This is a genomic window from Achromobacter sp., from assembly GCF_032113835.1.
In the GTDB taxonomy this organism is placed as follows: Bacteria; Pseudomonadota; Gammaproteobacteria; order Burkholderiales; family Burkholderiaceae_B; genus Achromobacter.
Window position 1 is genome coordinate 1 of the sequence record NZ_DAMCTG010000112.1, and the last position, 15,033, is coordinate 15,033.

Below are 15,033 nucleotides of genomic sequence, written 5' to 3' on the forward strand. Positions count from 1 at the left end.
GCAGTCCAGCGTCATGAGGCGGCTGGCGTGCAGGTCGATGTGCGAGTCAGCGACCATTGCCTGTACCTGCTGCAGGTCCGCGAGGCGCGCGCCGAAGGACTCGCGCTGCGTGACGTAGGCCTGCGCCGTCTCCAGCGCGCGGCGGGCGCGGCCGATGTATCGCATGCAGTGGGAAAGGCGCGCGGGCTCCAGCCGGAGTTGCGCATGGGCCAGGCCCTGACCGGGCTCGCCCAGCACGGCGTCGTCTCCGACCTCGCAGTCCTGCAGCAGGATTTCCGCATGCCCGCCGATCTGGTAGCCCGTGACCATGCCGATGTCGCGCACGACCTGGTAGCCCGGGGTGTCGGCAGGCACCAGAAACAAGGTGGCGCCGGTCTCACCGCGTGCCAGCACCAGGGCAAAGTCCGCACCCACGCCGCCGCTGATGAACTGCTTGTGGCCGTTCAGTACCCAGCGCGAACCGCGCCGCTCGGCCCGTGTGCGCAGCATGGAAGGATCGGAGCCGGCGCCCGGCGCCGGTTCGGTCATGGCGAAGCAGGCCCGCTGTTCTCCCCGCACCAGCGGCGCGAGGAAGCGTTCCTGCTGGGTGGCGTTGCCCAGCCGCAGCAAAGTCAGCATGTTGGGCTGGTCGGGCGCCGCGCAGTTCAGCGCGGCAGGGCCCAGGAAGCCCCTGCCGGCTTCTTCCAGCACCTCGGCCAGCGCGCGCCAGCCCAGGCCGAGTCCGCCCCATTCCGTGGGCAACTGAGGCGCGTACAGGCCGGCCTCTTTCGCCCGTGCGCGCAACTGGGCGACACAACGATCCAGCGCGGCCACGTCGCGGGCGATGGCCGGAGATTCGGCCGGTATCGCGACCTCGTCAACGAAGCGGCGCACCCGCGCGCACAGGGCTGCCAGCGCATCGTCAGCGTGGCGATCTTGCATGCTTTGCATGGCTTATTCCTCGATCCTGGCGTCGGCCTATTGGATGCGGGTACCCGTGGACTTCACCAGCTTGGCCCACCAGGCGGTTTCATCGGCGATCTGCCTGGCGAACTCGGCCGGCGTGCTGGCCAGCGGTTCGGCGCCCAGCTCCTGGAAGCGGGCGCGCAGTTGCGGATCCTGCAGCGCCTTGACCACGGCCGCATGCACGCGCTCGATCACTGCCGGGTCGGTGCCGGCGGGCGCCATGAGTCCTTTCCAGGCCATCACCACGAAGCCCTTCTGGCCGGCCTCGTCAAAGGTGGGAATGTCGGGCGCGGCGGTGGCGCGCTGGTCGCTGGGCACGGCGAGCGCGCGCAGGCCGCCCGCCTTCACCTGCGGGAGCAGGGCGGGCATGTTGTCGATCATGAAATCGATATGTCCGGCCACAAGGTCGGTGATGGCGGGCCCGCTGCCTTTGTACGGCACGTGCTCGGCCTGGATGCCGGTCTGCTGCTTGAGCAGCTCACCAGCCAGTTGCGCGGGCGATCCGTTGCCCGGAGAACCGAACGACAGCTTGCCCGGGTTGGCGCGGGCGTATTGCAGGAACTCCTGCAGTGTCTTCACCGGCATCGACTTTGTCACCACCATCAGGTTGTGCTCGCGTTCCAGGCAGGTGATGGGCGTCAGGTCCTTGGCCGGATTGAACGGCATGTTGGCGTACAGGCTGGGATTGACGACGGTGGGACCGGCAGCGGCCAGCAGCAGCGTATAGCCGTCAGGGGCCGCGCGCGCCACGAAGTCGCCGCCAATGTTGCCGCCCGCGCCCGGCTTGTTTTCGACGATGACGGGCTGACCCAGGATGGGATGCAGGGCCTCGGCCAGCAGACGGCCCAGGATGTCGGTCGAGCCGCCGGGAGCGAACGGCACGATCAGGCGGATGGGCTTGTCGGGGTAGGCGGCCGCGGCTTGCGGCGGCAACGCCGCGCAGGCGAGGGCGGCGGTCAGCGCGCCGAGCCATTTGGGCAGGTGCTTGTGCAGCATGATGGAGGTCTCCTTTGGTTTGGCGGGCCGGCGGCTTCTGGTGGCCGTGGTCCCTGGGTGCCCTAGCGGCCGGGCGTGTAGCCCGCCTGGGTCAGCGTGTGGCGGGCGATGGTCAATTGATGGATCTGGCTGGTGCCCTCGTACAGGCGGAACAGGCGTACATCGCGGTAGAAGCGCTCAATGCCGTAATCGGCGATGTAGCCATAGCCGCCGTGCATCTGCACGCAGCGGTCGGCCACGCGGCCGCACATCTCCGAGGCGAAGTACTTGCAGATCGAGGCGTTCAGCGTCACGTCCACGCCTGCATCGCGTTCCCGGGCGGTTTGCAGCACCAGCGCGCGGGCGGCCTGGATTTCGGTCTGGCAGTCCGCCAGCATGGCCTGGATGAGCTGGAAGTCCATCAGGGGCTTGCCGAACTGCTGGCGTTCGGCCACGAAGCGCAGCGTGTCGTCCAGCATGCGGATGGCGGGACCGATGCACAGGGCCGCCAGATGGATGCGTTGCTTGTTCAGCACCTTCATCGCGGTCTTGAAGCCCAGGCCTTCCTGGCCGCCGATGATGTTCGCCGCCGGCACGCGGCAGTCCTGGAAATGCACGGCCGACACGGGAGACCCGGCCTGGCCCATCTTGTCGTACGGCTCGCCGGTGGTGAGGCCCGGCGTTCCGCGCTCCACGATGAACGCGGTGATGCCCTTGGCGCCGGGCGCGTGCGGATCGGTGCGCGCCATGACGGTGAACAGTCCGGCCAACGGTGCGTTGGTGATGAAGCACTTTTCGCCGTTCAACACGTAGTGGTCGCCGTCGCGCACGGCAGTGGTCCGCAGTGCGGTGGCGTCGGATCCCGCCTGCGGTTCCGTCAGGGCAAAGCAGCCGGTCAGTTCGCCCGCCGCCAGCAGTGGCAGATAGTGTTCTTTCTGCGCCGGCGTGCCGTCGGCCACCAGCGCCTCGGAGCCGATGCCCGTGTTGGTGCCGACGCGGGCGCGCAGCGCCACGGAACATTGAGACAGCTCCATGGCGGCAAGGATCAGCTCTTCGGTCGTCATGCCCGCGCCGCCGTACTGTTCCGGAATGGAATAGCCGAACAACCCTTGTCCGGCCATGCTCGAGACCAGATCCTGCGGCACCTCATCCAGATGGGCGATCTCGGCTTCGCGCGGCACGAGCTGTTCGCGCACGTAGCGTCGCAGTGAATCGAGAAATTGCGGGAAACCTTCGGGGTCCCTGATCATGGCGAGTCTCCGTTTTATCGTGGGCGCTGATGCGTGCCGCGCCGTGTTCGAATCAGGCTAGCAAAAGGCCCGCGGATTTGAGACAAGTGTTTCGATATCTTGAACGGTATAAAGGTGGATACCCAGGCAGGCTGCTCTATCATCGGCGGATACGTGGTGCGCATCCCGAGCGCGCCGGACCAGGACTACCCCATGACCGCGAGCCCCGGTGAACGCCATGCCGACCCCGCCTTCGCCACGACGCTGGCGCATGGCCTGTCGGTGCTGCAGGCATTCCGGCATGGTGAACCCGCCCTCAGCAACCGCGAACTCTCGGACCGCACCGGCCTGTCCAAGGCCACGATTTCAAGGTTGACGACGACGCTGATGCAGCGCGGCCTGTTGCGCTATGACGCGGGGATGCGGCGCTACCGCCTTGGCACGGCGGTGCTCTCGCTGAGCTATCCACTTCTGGCCAGCATCAAGGTCCGTCAATTGGCGCGCCCGTTGATGAAGCGTCTGGCCGACGCGGCGGGCGGGTCAGCCTCGCTGGGCATGCACCACGGCTTGAGCATGGTCTACGTGGAAACCTGCCGCGGTCACGATGCCGTGTCGTTTCGCCCTGACATCGGCGCCTTGCTGCCGCTGCTGCCCTCGGCGATGGGGCGCGCCTGGCTGGTGCAGGCGCCGCCCGGCGAGGCGGAACCCGTGCTGGCGGCGTTACGGCAACACGATCCCGCAATCTGGCGGCGCCACGCGCCGGATCTGGCACAGGCGCAACATGATTACGCCGAGCACGGGTATTGCGTGGGGCAGGGTGACTGGCATTCGGACGTGCATGCCGTGGCGGTGCCGATGCGCACGCGCGTGGATGGCCAGACGCTGGTGTTCAATTGCGGGGTGCCGGTGACACGGCTGCGGCCCGGCGATCTGCGTGGCCGGATTGCGCCACGCCTGCTGACGCTGGTCAAGCGTGTGGAGAAGATGCTGGAGCAGCGCAATGACGCGTGACCCGGACCGCGAACTGACCACCACGCTGGCGCGCGGCATCGATATCCTCACGTGCTTCCGTGCCGACAGGCCCGTGCTGGCCAACAAGGACTTCGCGCAGCAGACCGGCCTGTCGCGTAGCGCGGTGGCGCGTCTGACGCACACGCTGGTGGCGCTGGGTTTTCTGCAGCGCGAGGGCGAGCCGGCACGCTACCGGCTGGGCGCGTCGGTGCTGGCGTTGAGCTACCCCTTGCTCGCCAGCATGCAGATCCGGCAGCTGGCCCGGCCGTTGATGAAGCAGCTTGCCGACCATGCGCGCGGCGCCGTGTCGCTCGTTGTGCGAGACCGCCTGCAGATGGTGTACGTGGAGACGGCCCGCTCCAATGAGGCGCTGCAGACGCGGCCCGACATCGGCGCGTCGCTGCCGCTGCTGTCCAGCGCCGCGGGCAAGGCATGGCTGGCACGGGTGCCGGACGAGGAACGCGCCGTCGTGCTGAACCAGCTGCGCGTGGCCGATCCAACGCATTACGCGGCGCACTTTCCCAATCTGGCCGCGGCGCGCCGCGATCTGGAACGCAAGGGTTATTGCGGCAACAACCAGGAATGGCGGCCGGACGCCTACGGATTCGCGGCGCCGCTGGGACGGCCGTATCAATCGCTGTTGTATGTCTTCAATTGCGGCGTGCCTACGCAGGACGGGCCTTACCGCGAGCGCGCGGTCGACTTAGGCCCGCGGCTGGTCGCGTTGGCCCGCGAGACGGAAAGACTGCTGGGACTTGGCTGATGAGTGAGCGCATCATGGCGTTGTCCCAGCGTCGTGCTTGCGACCCGAAGAACGCCAGGTCATCGCGTCGCGTGTAAATGGCGCTGAATCCGAAGCTGGCGCTATCTGGACTGGCCAGAATTCGCCGATTGCGCGCGCTGCGACGATAAAGCGGGAGGGGAAGACGACAGCAAGCCTAGGTCCCCAAATACAGCGCGCACAATTTTCATGCGCGCAGCAGCATCTTGGCTTTTCTTGACGTCAACGTTAAGCGCAAAATAGAAAACATCTCCCTGCCGCTCAAGGTAGCCCACAAGCCAGGCAGTTTGCGGCGCGCCTGGTTCGCCAAATCCGGCCCATCCTGTCTTGCCGCTCAGACGGTACTCCGGCGTCTGTTCCAGCACGAGCATGTCTTTGGTCATCTGCACCGTCCGCTCGGACAGGCCGAATTGATTGACATAGAACCGATGCAAGAATTCCACCTGCTCGTTCGCGGAGATTCTGAGCGAACCGGTTAGCCAAAATTTATCGATGCTGCCGGAGATGTCCCGATTCCCGTAGTCGAAACGGTCAACATAAGCCTGCATGCGCTCGGCGCCGATACGCCTGGCGATTTCCTGGTAATACCAGACGGCAGAGTTTTGCAGTGCCGATTCAAGCGTATGGTTTTGCGCCCATGCCGCCGGCCACCACGGTTGGCGGGGTGCGCGCTTGCTGTCCCATTCGATTTCGTAATCCTTGCCTTTCGCTTCACCTGTTTCCAACGCAATGAGCGAGTTGGGTATTTTGTAGGTGGACGCTGGCAGATACCGTTGAGCGGCCCTAGCCTCGTCATAGCGCTGAAACGCTCCGGTCTGGCCATCAAGAAGGACAAACGTTCCGTCGACTTGTTCCTCTCGAAATCTCGCGCCTATATCGACCTGCGGTAGTTCGGCATGTGCGCCTGCGGGTGCGAGCAACGTCATTAGCAACGGCAAGGCTGCTTTGGCAAACCGACGAAATTTCGACTTCATGTTATCTCCGTGTTTGTCATGCGGAATGCATGCGGCCGCCAGAATATGCGTCCGTTTCATCAGGGCCAATCGGGTCGCTGTAACCGCTGTAACATGGCGGAATGACTCAAAAAATCCGAATCGATTTAGGCCGTCCTCTTCTTGTGAACGGCAAGCCTGCGCGGTATCAGTCGGTTTGGCTGCTGTTGAGAGTCTGGTATGCGCAGAAAACCGGTGAGGTGTCAGTACCCGGGTCGTCATTGCAGGCTCGGTACCCGGGAAACGCCAACCTTCGCATGCTCGTTTCCCGGGCTTTTCGTGATTTCGCAGCGTGGGGTGTCGAGGTGGGTTGGGGAAATTCCATTGACCTCCCCCCCGCGCTGCTCAATGCCTCTCGCCGCAGCCAGGGCCCGTTCTGGATTACGCCTGCGCAGGCAGATAGGGTGCTGTGCTGCCGCGGCACGGAGCCCGCAAGCCTGGAACTGGTGGAAAGCTTTCTTGGCCCAAGGGGGCATGCCCCGCCGCGCGCAGGCCTTCTGCAATACGTGACCCAGGATGGGGACTACTGGAATCACCTGACGCAGGCCATGCGGCTCGCGCGAGATGGCATGACGACGACGGGTATGAGTTGGGCTGCGAGCTATCGGGCTGCGGACAGAACGGCGCTGGACGACTTCCAGCGAGCGTTGGCCATACTCAAAGAGAGTCTCGCGTGGCGTCGTCACGGTAACGTAAGGCGCAGCGAGGCAGCATTAAAAAGATTGGAGAAAATTCTGCAGTCAGAGGCCGTCGGTCCTTCCATGCCGACGTTGTCGGCAATGGCGTCGGTCGCCTCGGCCTGGAACAGTTATGCGCGCGGGGATATCCGGCAATCTCATGCGGGCCTTGACCGTCTTGTTTCAGACCAGTTTCTGTCGCCTGTCATTCGGTACAACCCCCGCGTGCGCTTCGAGTACCTGAATTTGCGTGCCTTGCTGCACAAAGGCAGCGCTCTCGAAGACAAGACGGCCGATCTGGCCTTGAGAATGAATGAGGCGGAGAAGGCGATTTGTGCCCTGTCGGAAGCGCTGCAGGCCGCCTACGAGGCGGATTCTGTCGAGGCGGCTCAGGATGTGGCGGCAAATATCGGGTGGACGTTGTGGTTGTTTTGGCAACAGCGACTGCTTGCCGTACTCAACGACCAGGACGTACGTGCGGTCCAAGGATTATCGCTACGCTGGCTAGGGCTGTCCGAATGGATATGCGACCGCTTTGGGGTCGGCGGCAGTTCCGCCTGGAATACCGTTTTCGTACTCCGCATCGCGCGAGGTGGTTGTGACGACAGAAGCGGGGACTTGAAGCGCTTTCAAGCCCAGACGCCCCTTCCCGTGGACAGAATGTTAGAGGCAGTCACGCCGTTTGAAGCCGCCTTTTCGCGTGCCAAGGGCTACGAAGACTGGTCGAATGTCGCTGCCTTCACACTCGAGGAAAATGACGCCGGCCGAGTTTTCTACGGCGCTCATCAAGTGGCCAACCTGCTGCTTGAATTTGTTTGGTATCGCAGCCATGGAAAGGGGCTGAATCATCAAGTTTTCGCTGCGGTGGAGCGCCTTGCACACATAGTGCAAGGTTTGGCGCCGGGCCAGCGACGCTTTTTCAGGGAAAGCCTCAAGGCTTTGCCCTTGCCGCTCCAGATAGCCGCAAAAGATGCCACGGCCTCTCGCGACGCCAAGAAGCCGGCATGATTTGCGCTCCCGGCCTTATTCGTCGCGAAGACACCCCAGAAATGCCGCAGTCAAACTCGACTCGGCCTGTTGCTGGGCAGTGAGGATGTAGCGCGAGAATACGATCGTTGGCGAAAACGGCAGGCTGGTGACACCGGGGATCTTCAAGGTGCGGATCACAAGAGGATTCACCACGCTCACCCCAAGCCCCATCGCCACCATGCGGCAGATCGTGGCTGCGTACGGGGTGTCCAGGATGAGCTTGCGGCGATCGGGAGAAAATGCGGCATCGATCGCGGCGCGGGTGCCGTCGCCCTGAGTGAGCGAGACAAATGGTTCGTCAACCAGGTCTCCGGCATTTACCCGCCGCTTGCGGGCCAAGCGGTGCCCATTGGGAACGATGCAGACCCCTTCATCTTCCGCCCAGAGGGTGACGGCGACACCAGGCGTATCCGCCAGATACGAGACGAGACCCAGGTCGCAGTAGCTCGTCGCGGTCCACTTGGCGACCGTGGGCGAGTCGCCCGTGTGAATCGATACCGGCACATCGGGGTAGTGTTGCCGGAACTTGCGCATCACTTCCGGCATGACGCTCATGGCGATGGAAGGCACGGCGCCGATGCGCAGCGTCCCGGGACCCACTTGGCGAATCAGGCGAGCAGCGTCCGCCAGTGCATCCATGCCGAGGAACGCGCGTTGGACCTCCCGGTAGAACGCTTCCGCTTCCGGCGTGGGAATCAGTCCGCCCGGCCTGCGGTCGAAAAGTCGGAATCCAGTCGCGGCCTCCAGTTGACCGATGACCCGACTGATATTGGACTGCGATGTGTGAAGTTCGCCGGCAGCCAGCGTCATGGAGCGCGTCAGCATCACCACGCGAAACGTCTCGATGTGTTTGAACTTCATCTTTGAATCCCCAGTATGTGAGTCGCAGCATATCAAAATTGCATGCGCAAGCCGAATACTGTCATTTGACGTAATGTTGTTCGATTTCCATACTCCAGCCATACATCGAATCGGGCGCCTTGCACGGGCGACAGGAGCGGGAAGATCATGGAATCGAAGGTCAGTCGCAGATTGCAGCAAGCCACCGCGCAGGAAGTTTGCGACCACATTTATCTGCCGCGGCTGAACCGCGAATTCAGTAGTGGATTCGATTACCTTTCGGACATCAATCAAGCGCACTTGCTGATGCTGTTGCGCGCGGGTCTGATGCCGCGAGAGGCGGCCATCAGCCTGGCGCGCGCGCTGCAGCGGATGGAACGGGATGGCGCCGCCGCGGTGCCGCTGGATCCGCAGCGGGAAGACGCCTATTTCAACTACGAAGCCCACCTCATGGGCTTGGCGGGATCGGAAGTGGGCGGACGTCTGCATGTGGCCCGCAGCCGCAATGACATCCTTGCCACGCATGACCGGTTGCGGGCGCGCGACGTCGCCCTGGACATACTTGACGGGCTGAATGCGGTGCGCGAGGTCGCGATATCACGCGCCGAGCAGTACGCCGAAGTGGTCATGCCCGGCTACACCCATCTGCAGTCCGCGCAACCCATCACCTATGGCCACTACCTGGCAGGCACGGCCGATGCCATCGCCCGCGACGCGGTCCGTATCGAGCAGGCGTTGGCGCACATCGACGCGTGTCCGCTGGGGGCTGGCGCACTGGCGGGCACAACGTTTCCCATCCAGCGCGACGAGACGGCTCGTTTGCTGGGCTTTGGCCACTGCGTCGACAACTCACTGGATGCCGTGGCGTCGCGGGACTTTGCTTGGGAGCTGATGTCGGCGATGACCATCGCCTCGTTGACCTGGGGAAGAATCGCCCAGGACTTTTATGTGTGGGCGACGCCTGAATTCGGGCTCATCAACTTTCCCGATCGTGTGGCCGGCACGTCCAGCATCATGCCTCAGAAGAAAAATCCCGTGGTGGTCGAGTATCTGAAAGGCAAGACCAGCCACCTGATCGCACTGTTCACCGCGTCGATGACGGCGGTAAAAGGCTCTCACTTCACGCATAGCGGTGATGGCAACAGGGAGAGCATGCGCAGCTTTTGGGAAGCCGCCGACGAGTGCGTTCGCTGCCTGGCGCTTTTCCGGCTGGTGCTGGACGCTGCGGAGCCGGTCGAACAAACCATGCTGCGAAGGGCGAAGACCGACTTCTCTACGGCGACCGATCTGGCGGATGCGTTGGTGCGTGAATCGGGCCTGTCTTTCCGTGAGGCGCATCACGCGGTGGGCGCCGTGGTGTACCAAGCTATCGAAGCCAAACTGCGCGCCGATGAAATTACTGTCGAGATGGTGAACGCCGCGGCGTCGGAACAAACGGGACGGGACATCCATCTTGACGCCGCAACCGTTCAACGTTGTCTGGATCCTCAGGCCAGCGTAAAAGCGCGTTCCGCCTATGGCGGCCCCGCGCCGGCGCAAGTGAGAAAACGCACCGAAGCGCTGCGCCGCGCGCTGGCACGATCCTGCGCCCTGGCTGCGTCGCGGCGTGAGGCGATTGCCACAGCAAGGTCCACGTTGAAGAAAGAGATCGCGGTGTTGGTCATGGCGCCATCGGACTAGGGCCGAGTCGCGTTCGCGGTATTCCAACTCTTATTACACAAGGGGCTCCACCATGAAACTTGCCATCACGATTGCCGCCGCCTCGGCGCTGGCATTTTCTTCTGCTGCGATTGCGGATGCCTATCCGACGAAACCCATTCGGCTGATCATCCCATTTGCGGTGGGAGGCAGCACGGACAACTTGGGCCGTGTGCTGGCGGCGCGACTGTCGGAAAAGCTTGGCCAACAAGTGGTGGCCGACAACCGTCCTGGCGCGGGGGGCAACATCGGCACGGACCTCGTCGCCAAAGCGCCGGCCGACGGGTACACGCTTTTGTTCGCCACGGAAGGCACGTTGGGCATCAATCCTTCCCTCTACAAAAAACTGCCGTTCGATCCGGAGAAGGATTTCACCCCGATCGCGCAATTTGCCAGCGTGCCTAACATCCTGGTCGTCAATCCGAAGGTGCAGGCGAAGACGGTGGAAGAACTCGCAGCCTATGCCAAGAGCAAGCCGGCCAGTCTGAACATGGGTTCGGCCGGGAACGGCACGACCAATCATCTGTCTGGTGAACTGTTCCAGTCAATGACGGGCGTGTCGTTCACGCATGTGCCGTACAAAGGAAGCGGCCCGGCCATGGCGGATTTGTTGGCCGATCAGATCCAGCTGATGTTTGACAATCTGCCGGGCTCCTTGCCACACGTTAAGGCCGGCACCTTGCGAGCGTTGGCCGTGACCAGCGCCAAGCGCTCGCCATTGCTGCCGGATGTTCCGACCATGGCCGAGGCGGGCGTGCCCGGCTATGACGTGGAGGTGTGGTTCGGCGTGACGGCGCCCAAGGGCCTGCCCGCGCAGACGTTGGCGACGCTCTCCAAAGCCATTACCGAAATATCCCAGGAACCGGCCACGATTGAAAAAATCCTGAATATCGGCGCCACGCCGCTCACATCAACGCCTGCTGAGTTCGGCGACCGGATCCGGGAGGCCCGAACCAAATGGGCGCCGATCGTGGCGCATTCGGGCGCCACGATCGACTAGGATCACCGCCGCCAAGGTAGCCGTTTGTGCGGCGCTTTGGCGTTGGGGAATTTCCTTAAAACTCCCGCACCGCATCCACCGCGCGATCCAGCGCATCGCGATCCACCGAGGCCGCGCCTTCACCTGCGTCCTCGATGAGCTTGGCCTGAACCGCGTCCAGGATGCCCATCAGCGCCACGTAGATCTGATCGCGCTCCACGGTTTCGATGAAGCCGGTGCGCCGGTCGAGCGCGTTGAAGCCTTCCGTATACGCCCGCACGATCTCAGACAAGGCCGTCATCAGCGCTTGCGTATCGGAAGCGTGGGTCGCGGCGGCTTTGAGCGCGTCGCTTCGGGTCTTGCGATATAGCGCGGCGGCCTTCTTGGCCTGGGCGGCGGTGATGTGTTCGCTGCCGTCCCATTCGCGAAACGGATTGTCCAGGTTCGCGGCCAGCCATTCGGGCTTGCGGGGCTTGCTGACCTCCAGGTCCAGCCCCGCCGCTGCGGCTTTCTTGTAGTCCTTCTTGGCCTGCGCCAGGATCTCGGCGGGCATGCTCGTGAGCCAGAGCGATTGCAGCTTCGGCCAGGCGTCGGGCCCGGGCAACCGGCTCTCGGCAGGCGGAAACACGTCATTGATCAGGATCATCGCCAGCTCGCGCAAGGCCGCCAGATGCTCGATGCCGGTTGCCACGCCGGGCGCGCCCCACACATACAGCGAGTGCAGGTGCGGAAAGACACGCGCGACCTCGGCGCAGTCCAGCGTCGTCATGCCGCGCAGCGAAATCGAGCCGAGACGCGTCAACCCGCCGCCGGACCAGATCGCGTTTTCGCGTTCCAGCCGCAACCACACGCCGTCGTCTTCCGCGTGCACGACCAGATCGGGATGCACCTCGCCGCGCAGCGACAACGTGTTCAGCCCGTCATTCAAATACAGTTCGCGCACGCCCGTCACGTCGATCGCGACCCGCCCGAACGAGGTGCCGCGCAGGTCGACGACCGGCTCGCCGAAACTGGCGTATTCCAGTTCGCTGAGAATTGGCTTCGTGCGGGCCCATTCGATCAGCCCGGGCACGGGCGCATCCACGTGCAGCTTGATCAGCAAGGGCATGTCGTCGAACGTGGCGAGGGACGGCGCGGCGAGCAGCGCCTCGCTGTCCAGGCCGCGCATGGCACGTGTGATCGTGCGGTCTGGCTGCTCCAGCACCACCGTGTGATCGGGCGTGTCCGCGTGGGCGGCGGCCTTGAAACGCGCGCGGACACCGGCGTCGATCGCGTTCCAGCGGCGCTGGTTGTAGAGCATGTCGCCACTGGACCAACCGCCGGAATACGAGCGCGACTCCTCGGTCACGAGCGGATCGCGCCAGCCCACGTGCTGGGCGTGCGCGGGCACGGGCCCGCTGATCCACGTATGGTCCACGCGGTCGCGCCAGAAGTAGAAATCGAAGTGCGCCGGCCGCATCGCCGCGATGTCGGCATCGCCGGGCAACGCGCTACCCACCCAATCCAGGGTCAGCACGGCGATCTCGGCGCCGTCGCCCTTCACATGCGTGATCTGCGAGGCGGTGTAGGCCTGCAGGCGGCGGTTGAACGTGACGTAGATATCGCCGGGCGTGTAAGACATGCGGGGAGCTTCCGATAGGCTTCGAACAACGCGAAGTATACGGTTGCGATCCGTCCCTCATCGACCGTTCAGGCGCTAGGCCGCCCCGGACAACAACACGGGGAGCTCCCACGCCCGATGCTGCACCGGCTTGCCCACATGCTTTTCGACCTGCACCAGGGCGGTCTGCGCGCTGGGTCCCTGCGTCAGCCGCGAGGTCCCGATGTCCGCCGTCAGTGCGTTTGGATTACCGTGCCTGTCCAGTTCGCCGTCGGGATCCGACCAGGCGCCCGTCGCCATGATCACCACCCCGCGCGACAGCCCTTCGTCCAGCACCGCGCCCGCCAGACAGGCGCCACGGTCGTTGAACACGCGCAGCACATCGCCATTGCCGATGCCGCGCTCGGCGGCGTCCAGCGGATGGATCGCAATGGGTTCGTGACCGGACACTTTGCCGGCGCGCGACAGGCTGGCCGGATCCAGTTGGCTGTGCAGCCGAGTACGCGGTTGATTGGTCAGCAGATGCAGCGGCCATTGTTTTGCCGCCGGCGCGCCCAGCCATTCCGCCGGCAGCAGCCAGGCCGGATATCCCGGGCAATCGTCATAGCCATAACCCGCCACGACTTCGGAATGCAGCTCGATCCGCCCGGACTTTGTGTACAGCGGGTTGGCGGCAGGATCCTGCCGAAAGCGCTCAAACAGCACATAAGGTTTTTCGGGCGGCGGCACTTTGGCGTGTCCTTGCGCCCAGAAGGTGTCAAAGTCAGGCAGCTCCACCCCTCGCGCCTGACATCCCGCCCGCATGCCGTCATAGACATGCCGGCACCAGCCGGACACATCGCGCCCCGCCGTGAATGCCTCGCCAAAGCCGGCGCGCCGCGCCAGTTCCGCAAAGATATCGAAATCGTTTCGCGCCTCGCCCTGCGGCTCCACGGCGCGATGCATGGCGAACACATAAGGATCATGTGAAGACCCGCCCACATCCTCACGTTCCAGCGCCGTGGTGGCGGGCAGCACGATATCCGCGCGCCGGGCCAAGGGCGTCCAGAAGGACTCATGCACGATCACGGTCTCAGGCTTGTTCCAGGCCTGCCGCAAGCGATTCTGGTCCTGATGATGATGGAAGGGATTGCCGCCGGCCCAGTAGATCAGCTTCACGTCGGGGTACACGTGCCGCCCGCCGTTGAACTCATATGCCGTGCCGGGGGCCAGCAGCATGTCGGCGATGCGCGCGACGGGAATCGCCAACCCCGAGGGATTCCTGGGCACCGGCACCTCCGGCCCCGGCACCTGACGGCGCGGCTGGCCGATGCCGTTCAACGAGGCATGCCCAAAGGCAAAGCCGCCGCCCGGCAGGCCGATCTGGCCCAGCATGGCTGCCAGCCCGATCACGGCCCAATACGGCTGTTCGCCATGTTGCGCGCGCTGCAAGGCCCAGGCGGCGGTCAACAGGCTGCGCTGCTGCGCCGCCTCGCGCGCCAGCGCCGCAATGCGCGCTGCGGGAATACCGGTGATCGCCGCGGCCCACGCCGCATCCTTGGGCTGGCCATCGGTATCGCCGCGCAAATACCCGGCCCAGTTCTCAAACCCGGTGCAATGGCTGGCCAGGAATGCCGTGTCGTGAAGCTCTTCGGTCAGCAGGGTGTGCGCCATGCCCAGCATCAACGCCGTGTCGGTGTTGGGCCGTATCGGCAGCCACTCAGCCGTCATCTCCGCAGGGATGTCGGCCCGGGTCGGGCTGATCACCACCAGTTTGATGCCGCGGCGCTGTGCCTCGCCCAACCAGCCGGGCAGGTTGTGCAGGCCCGCGCCGCCCGATGTCACCTGGCTGTTCTTGACGGGTATGCCGCCAAAGGCGATCAGCACCCGGGTGTGTTCCAGCACGCTGTCCCAGTCCGTCACATCGCCACTGACGGGCGAGGTGGTGCCGATGACATAGGGCAGCAGAAACTGCGCCGCGCCCCAACTGTAGTTGCCGATCTGATCGACGCAGCCGCCGCCCAGAAACAGGAACCGCCGGATCAGGCTGCGCGCATGGTGGATCCGCCCGGCCGAGGACCAGCCATACGAGCCGCCAAACACTCCGGCCGCGCCATGCTTGGCGCGCACGCGCGCCAGCTCGCCAGACACCAGGTCGAGCGCGCGGTCCCAGGAAATTTCGATGTAGTCGTCGCCCTCGCGGTCGCGGCGGCCTTCCAGCCAGCCGCGCCGCACCGCCGGACGGCGCACCCGCAGCGGCGAATGCACCATCTCGGGAATGGAGTCCAGCATGGGCGA

General features: G+C 64.4%; 12 protein-coding genes. 5 read left to right on the forward strand and 7 right to left on the reverse strand.

Going from position 1 to position 15,033, the window contains the following annotated elements; all coding sequences use genetic code 11:
- The 3 genes from RT697_RS24640 to RT697_RS24650 form a co-directional block, all read right to left on the reverse strand.
- Window positions 1-930 (reverse strand): acyl-CoA dehydrogenase family protein (locus tag RT697_RS24640; protein ID WP_313702302.1); only part of this gene is annotated, 930 nt, incomplete at its 3' end.
- 27 nt (window positions 931-957) lie between these two features.
- On the reverse strand, window positions 958-1,941 hold the full coding sequence (locus RT697_RS24645) for a tripartite tricarboxylate transporter substrate binding protein (RefSeq protein WP_313702303.1): 984 nt from the start codon (window positions 1,939-1,941) through the stop codon (window positions 958-960).
- Between the two features lie 62 nt (window positions 1,942-2,003).
- The gene (locus RT697_RS24650; protein ID WP_313702304.1) at window positions 2,004-3,170 is read right to left on the reverse strand and encodes an acyl-CoA dehydrogenase family protein; all 1,167 of its coding nucleotides are present in this window, start codon (window positions 3,168-3,170) and stop codon (window positions 2,004-2,006) included.
- A gap of 192 nt (window positions 3,171-3,362) precedes the next feature.
- On the opposite strand from RT697_RS24650, the gene RT697_RS24655 reads away from it, so the two are divergent.
- Window positions 3,363-4,160 (forward strand): IclR family transcriptional regulator, encoded by a 798-nt coding sequence (locus tag RT697_RS24655; protein ID WP_313702305.1) that lies wholly within the window; start codon window positions 3,363-3,365, stop codon window positions 4,158-4,160.
- Entirely contained in the window at window positions 4,150-4,923 is a 774-nt protein-coding gene (locus RT697_RS24660; protein WP_313702306.1) for an IclR family transcriptional regulator, read from the forward strand. The genes RT697_RS24655 and RT697_RS24660 overlap by 11 nt, the downstream gene beginning before the upstream one ends.
- 101 nt (window positions 4,924-5,024) lie before the next feature.
- Here the strand turns inward: RT697_RS24660 and blaOXA are convergent, their stop codons facing one another.
- Window positions 5,025-5,915 carry a class D beta-lactamase gene (gene blaOXA, locus RT697_RS24665; RefSeq protein WP_313702307.1) on the reverse strand — a complete coding sequence of 297 codons (891 nt, stop codon included), beginning with the start codon at window positions 5,913-5,915 and terminating at the stop codon, window positions 5,025-5,027.
- Window positions 5,916-6,016: 101 nt separating this feature from the next.
- Between blaOXA and RT697_RS24670 the strand changes: the two genes are divergently transcribed.
- The gene (locus tag RT697_RS24670; protein WP_313702308.1) at window positions 6,017-7,618 is read left to right on the forward strand and encodes a hypothetical protein; all 1,602 of its coding nucleotides are present in this window, start codon (window positions 6,017-6,019) and stop codon (window positions 7,616-7,618) included.
- 15 nt (window positions 7,619-7,633) lie between these two features.
- Here RT697_RS24670 and RT697_RS24675 read toward each other — a convergent pair whose 3' ends face one another.
- Window positions 7,634-8,500 carry a LysR family transcriptional regulator gene (locus RT697_RS24675; protein WP_313702309.1) on the reverse strand — a complete coding sequence of 289 codons (867 nt, stop codon included), beginning with the start codon at window positions 8,498-8,500 and terminating at the stop codon, window positions 7,634-7,636.
- 147 nt (window positions 8,501-8,647) lie between these two features.
- Between RT697_RS24675 and argH the strand changes: the two genes are divergently transcribed.
- Window positions 8,648-10,159 (forward strand): argininosuccinate lyase, encoded by a 1,512-nt coding sequence (gene argH, locus RT697_RS24680; protein WP_313702310.1) that lies wholly within the window; start codon window positions 8,648-8,650, stop codon window positions 10,157-10,159.
- Window positions 10,160-10,211: 52 nt separating this feature from the next.
- Window positions 10,212-11,177 carry a tripartite tricarboxylate transporter substrate binding protein gene (locus RT697_RS24685; RefSeq protein ID WP_313702311.1) on the forward strand — a complete coding sequence of 322 codons (966 nt, stop codon included), beginning with the start codon at window positions 10,212-10,214 and terminating at the stop codon, window positions 11,175-11,177.
- Window positions 11,178-11,232: 55 nt separating this feature from the next.
- On the opposite strand, the gene RT697_RS24690 is transcribed toward RT697_RS24685, so the two are convergent.
- A complete protein-coding gene (locus RT697_RS24690) occupies window positions 11,233-12,777 on the reverse strand; it encodes a hypothetical protein (RefSeq protein ID WP_313702312.1) in 1,545 nt (514 codons plus the stop codon).
- 75 nt (window positions 12,778-12,852) lie between these two features.
- On the reverse strand, window positions 12,853-15,033 hold a 2,181-nt coding region (locus RT697_RS24695; protein ID WP_313702313.1), incomplete at its 5' end, for a molybdopterin-dependent oxidoreductase.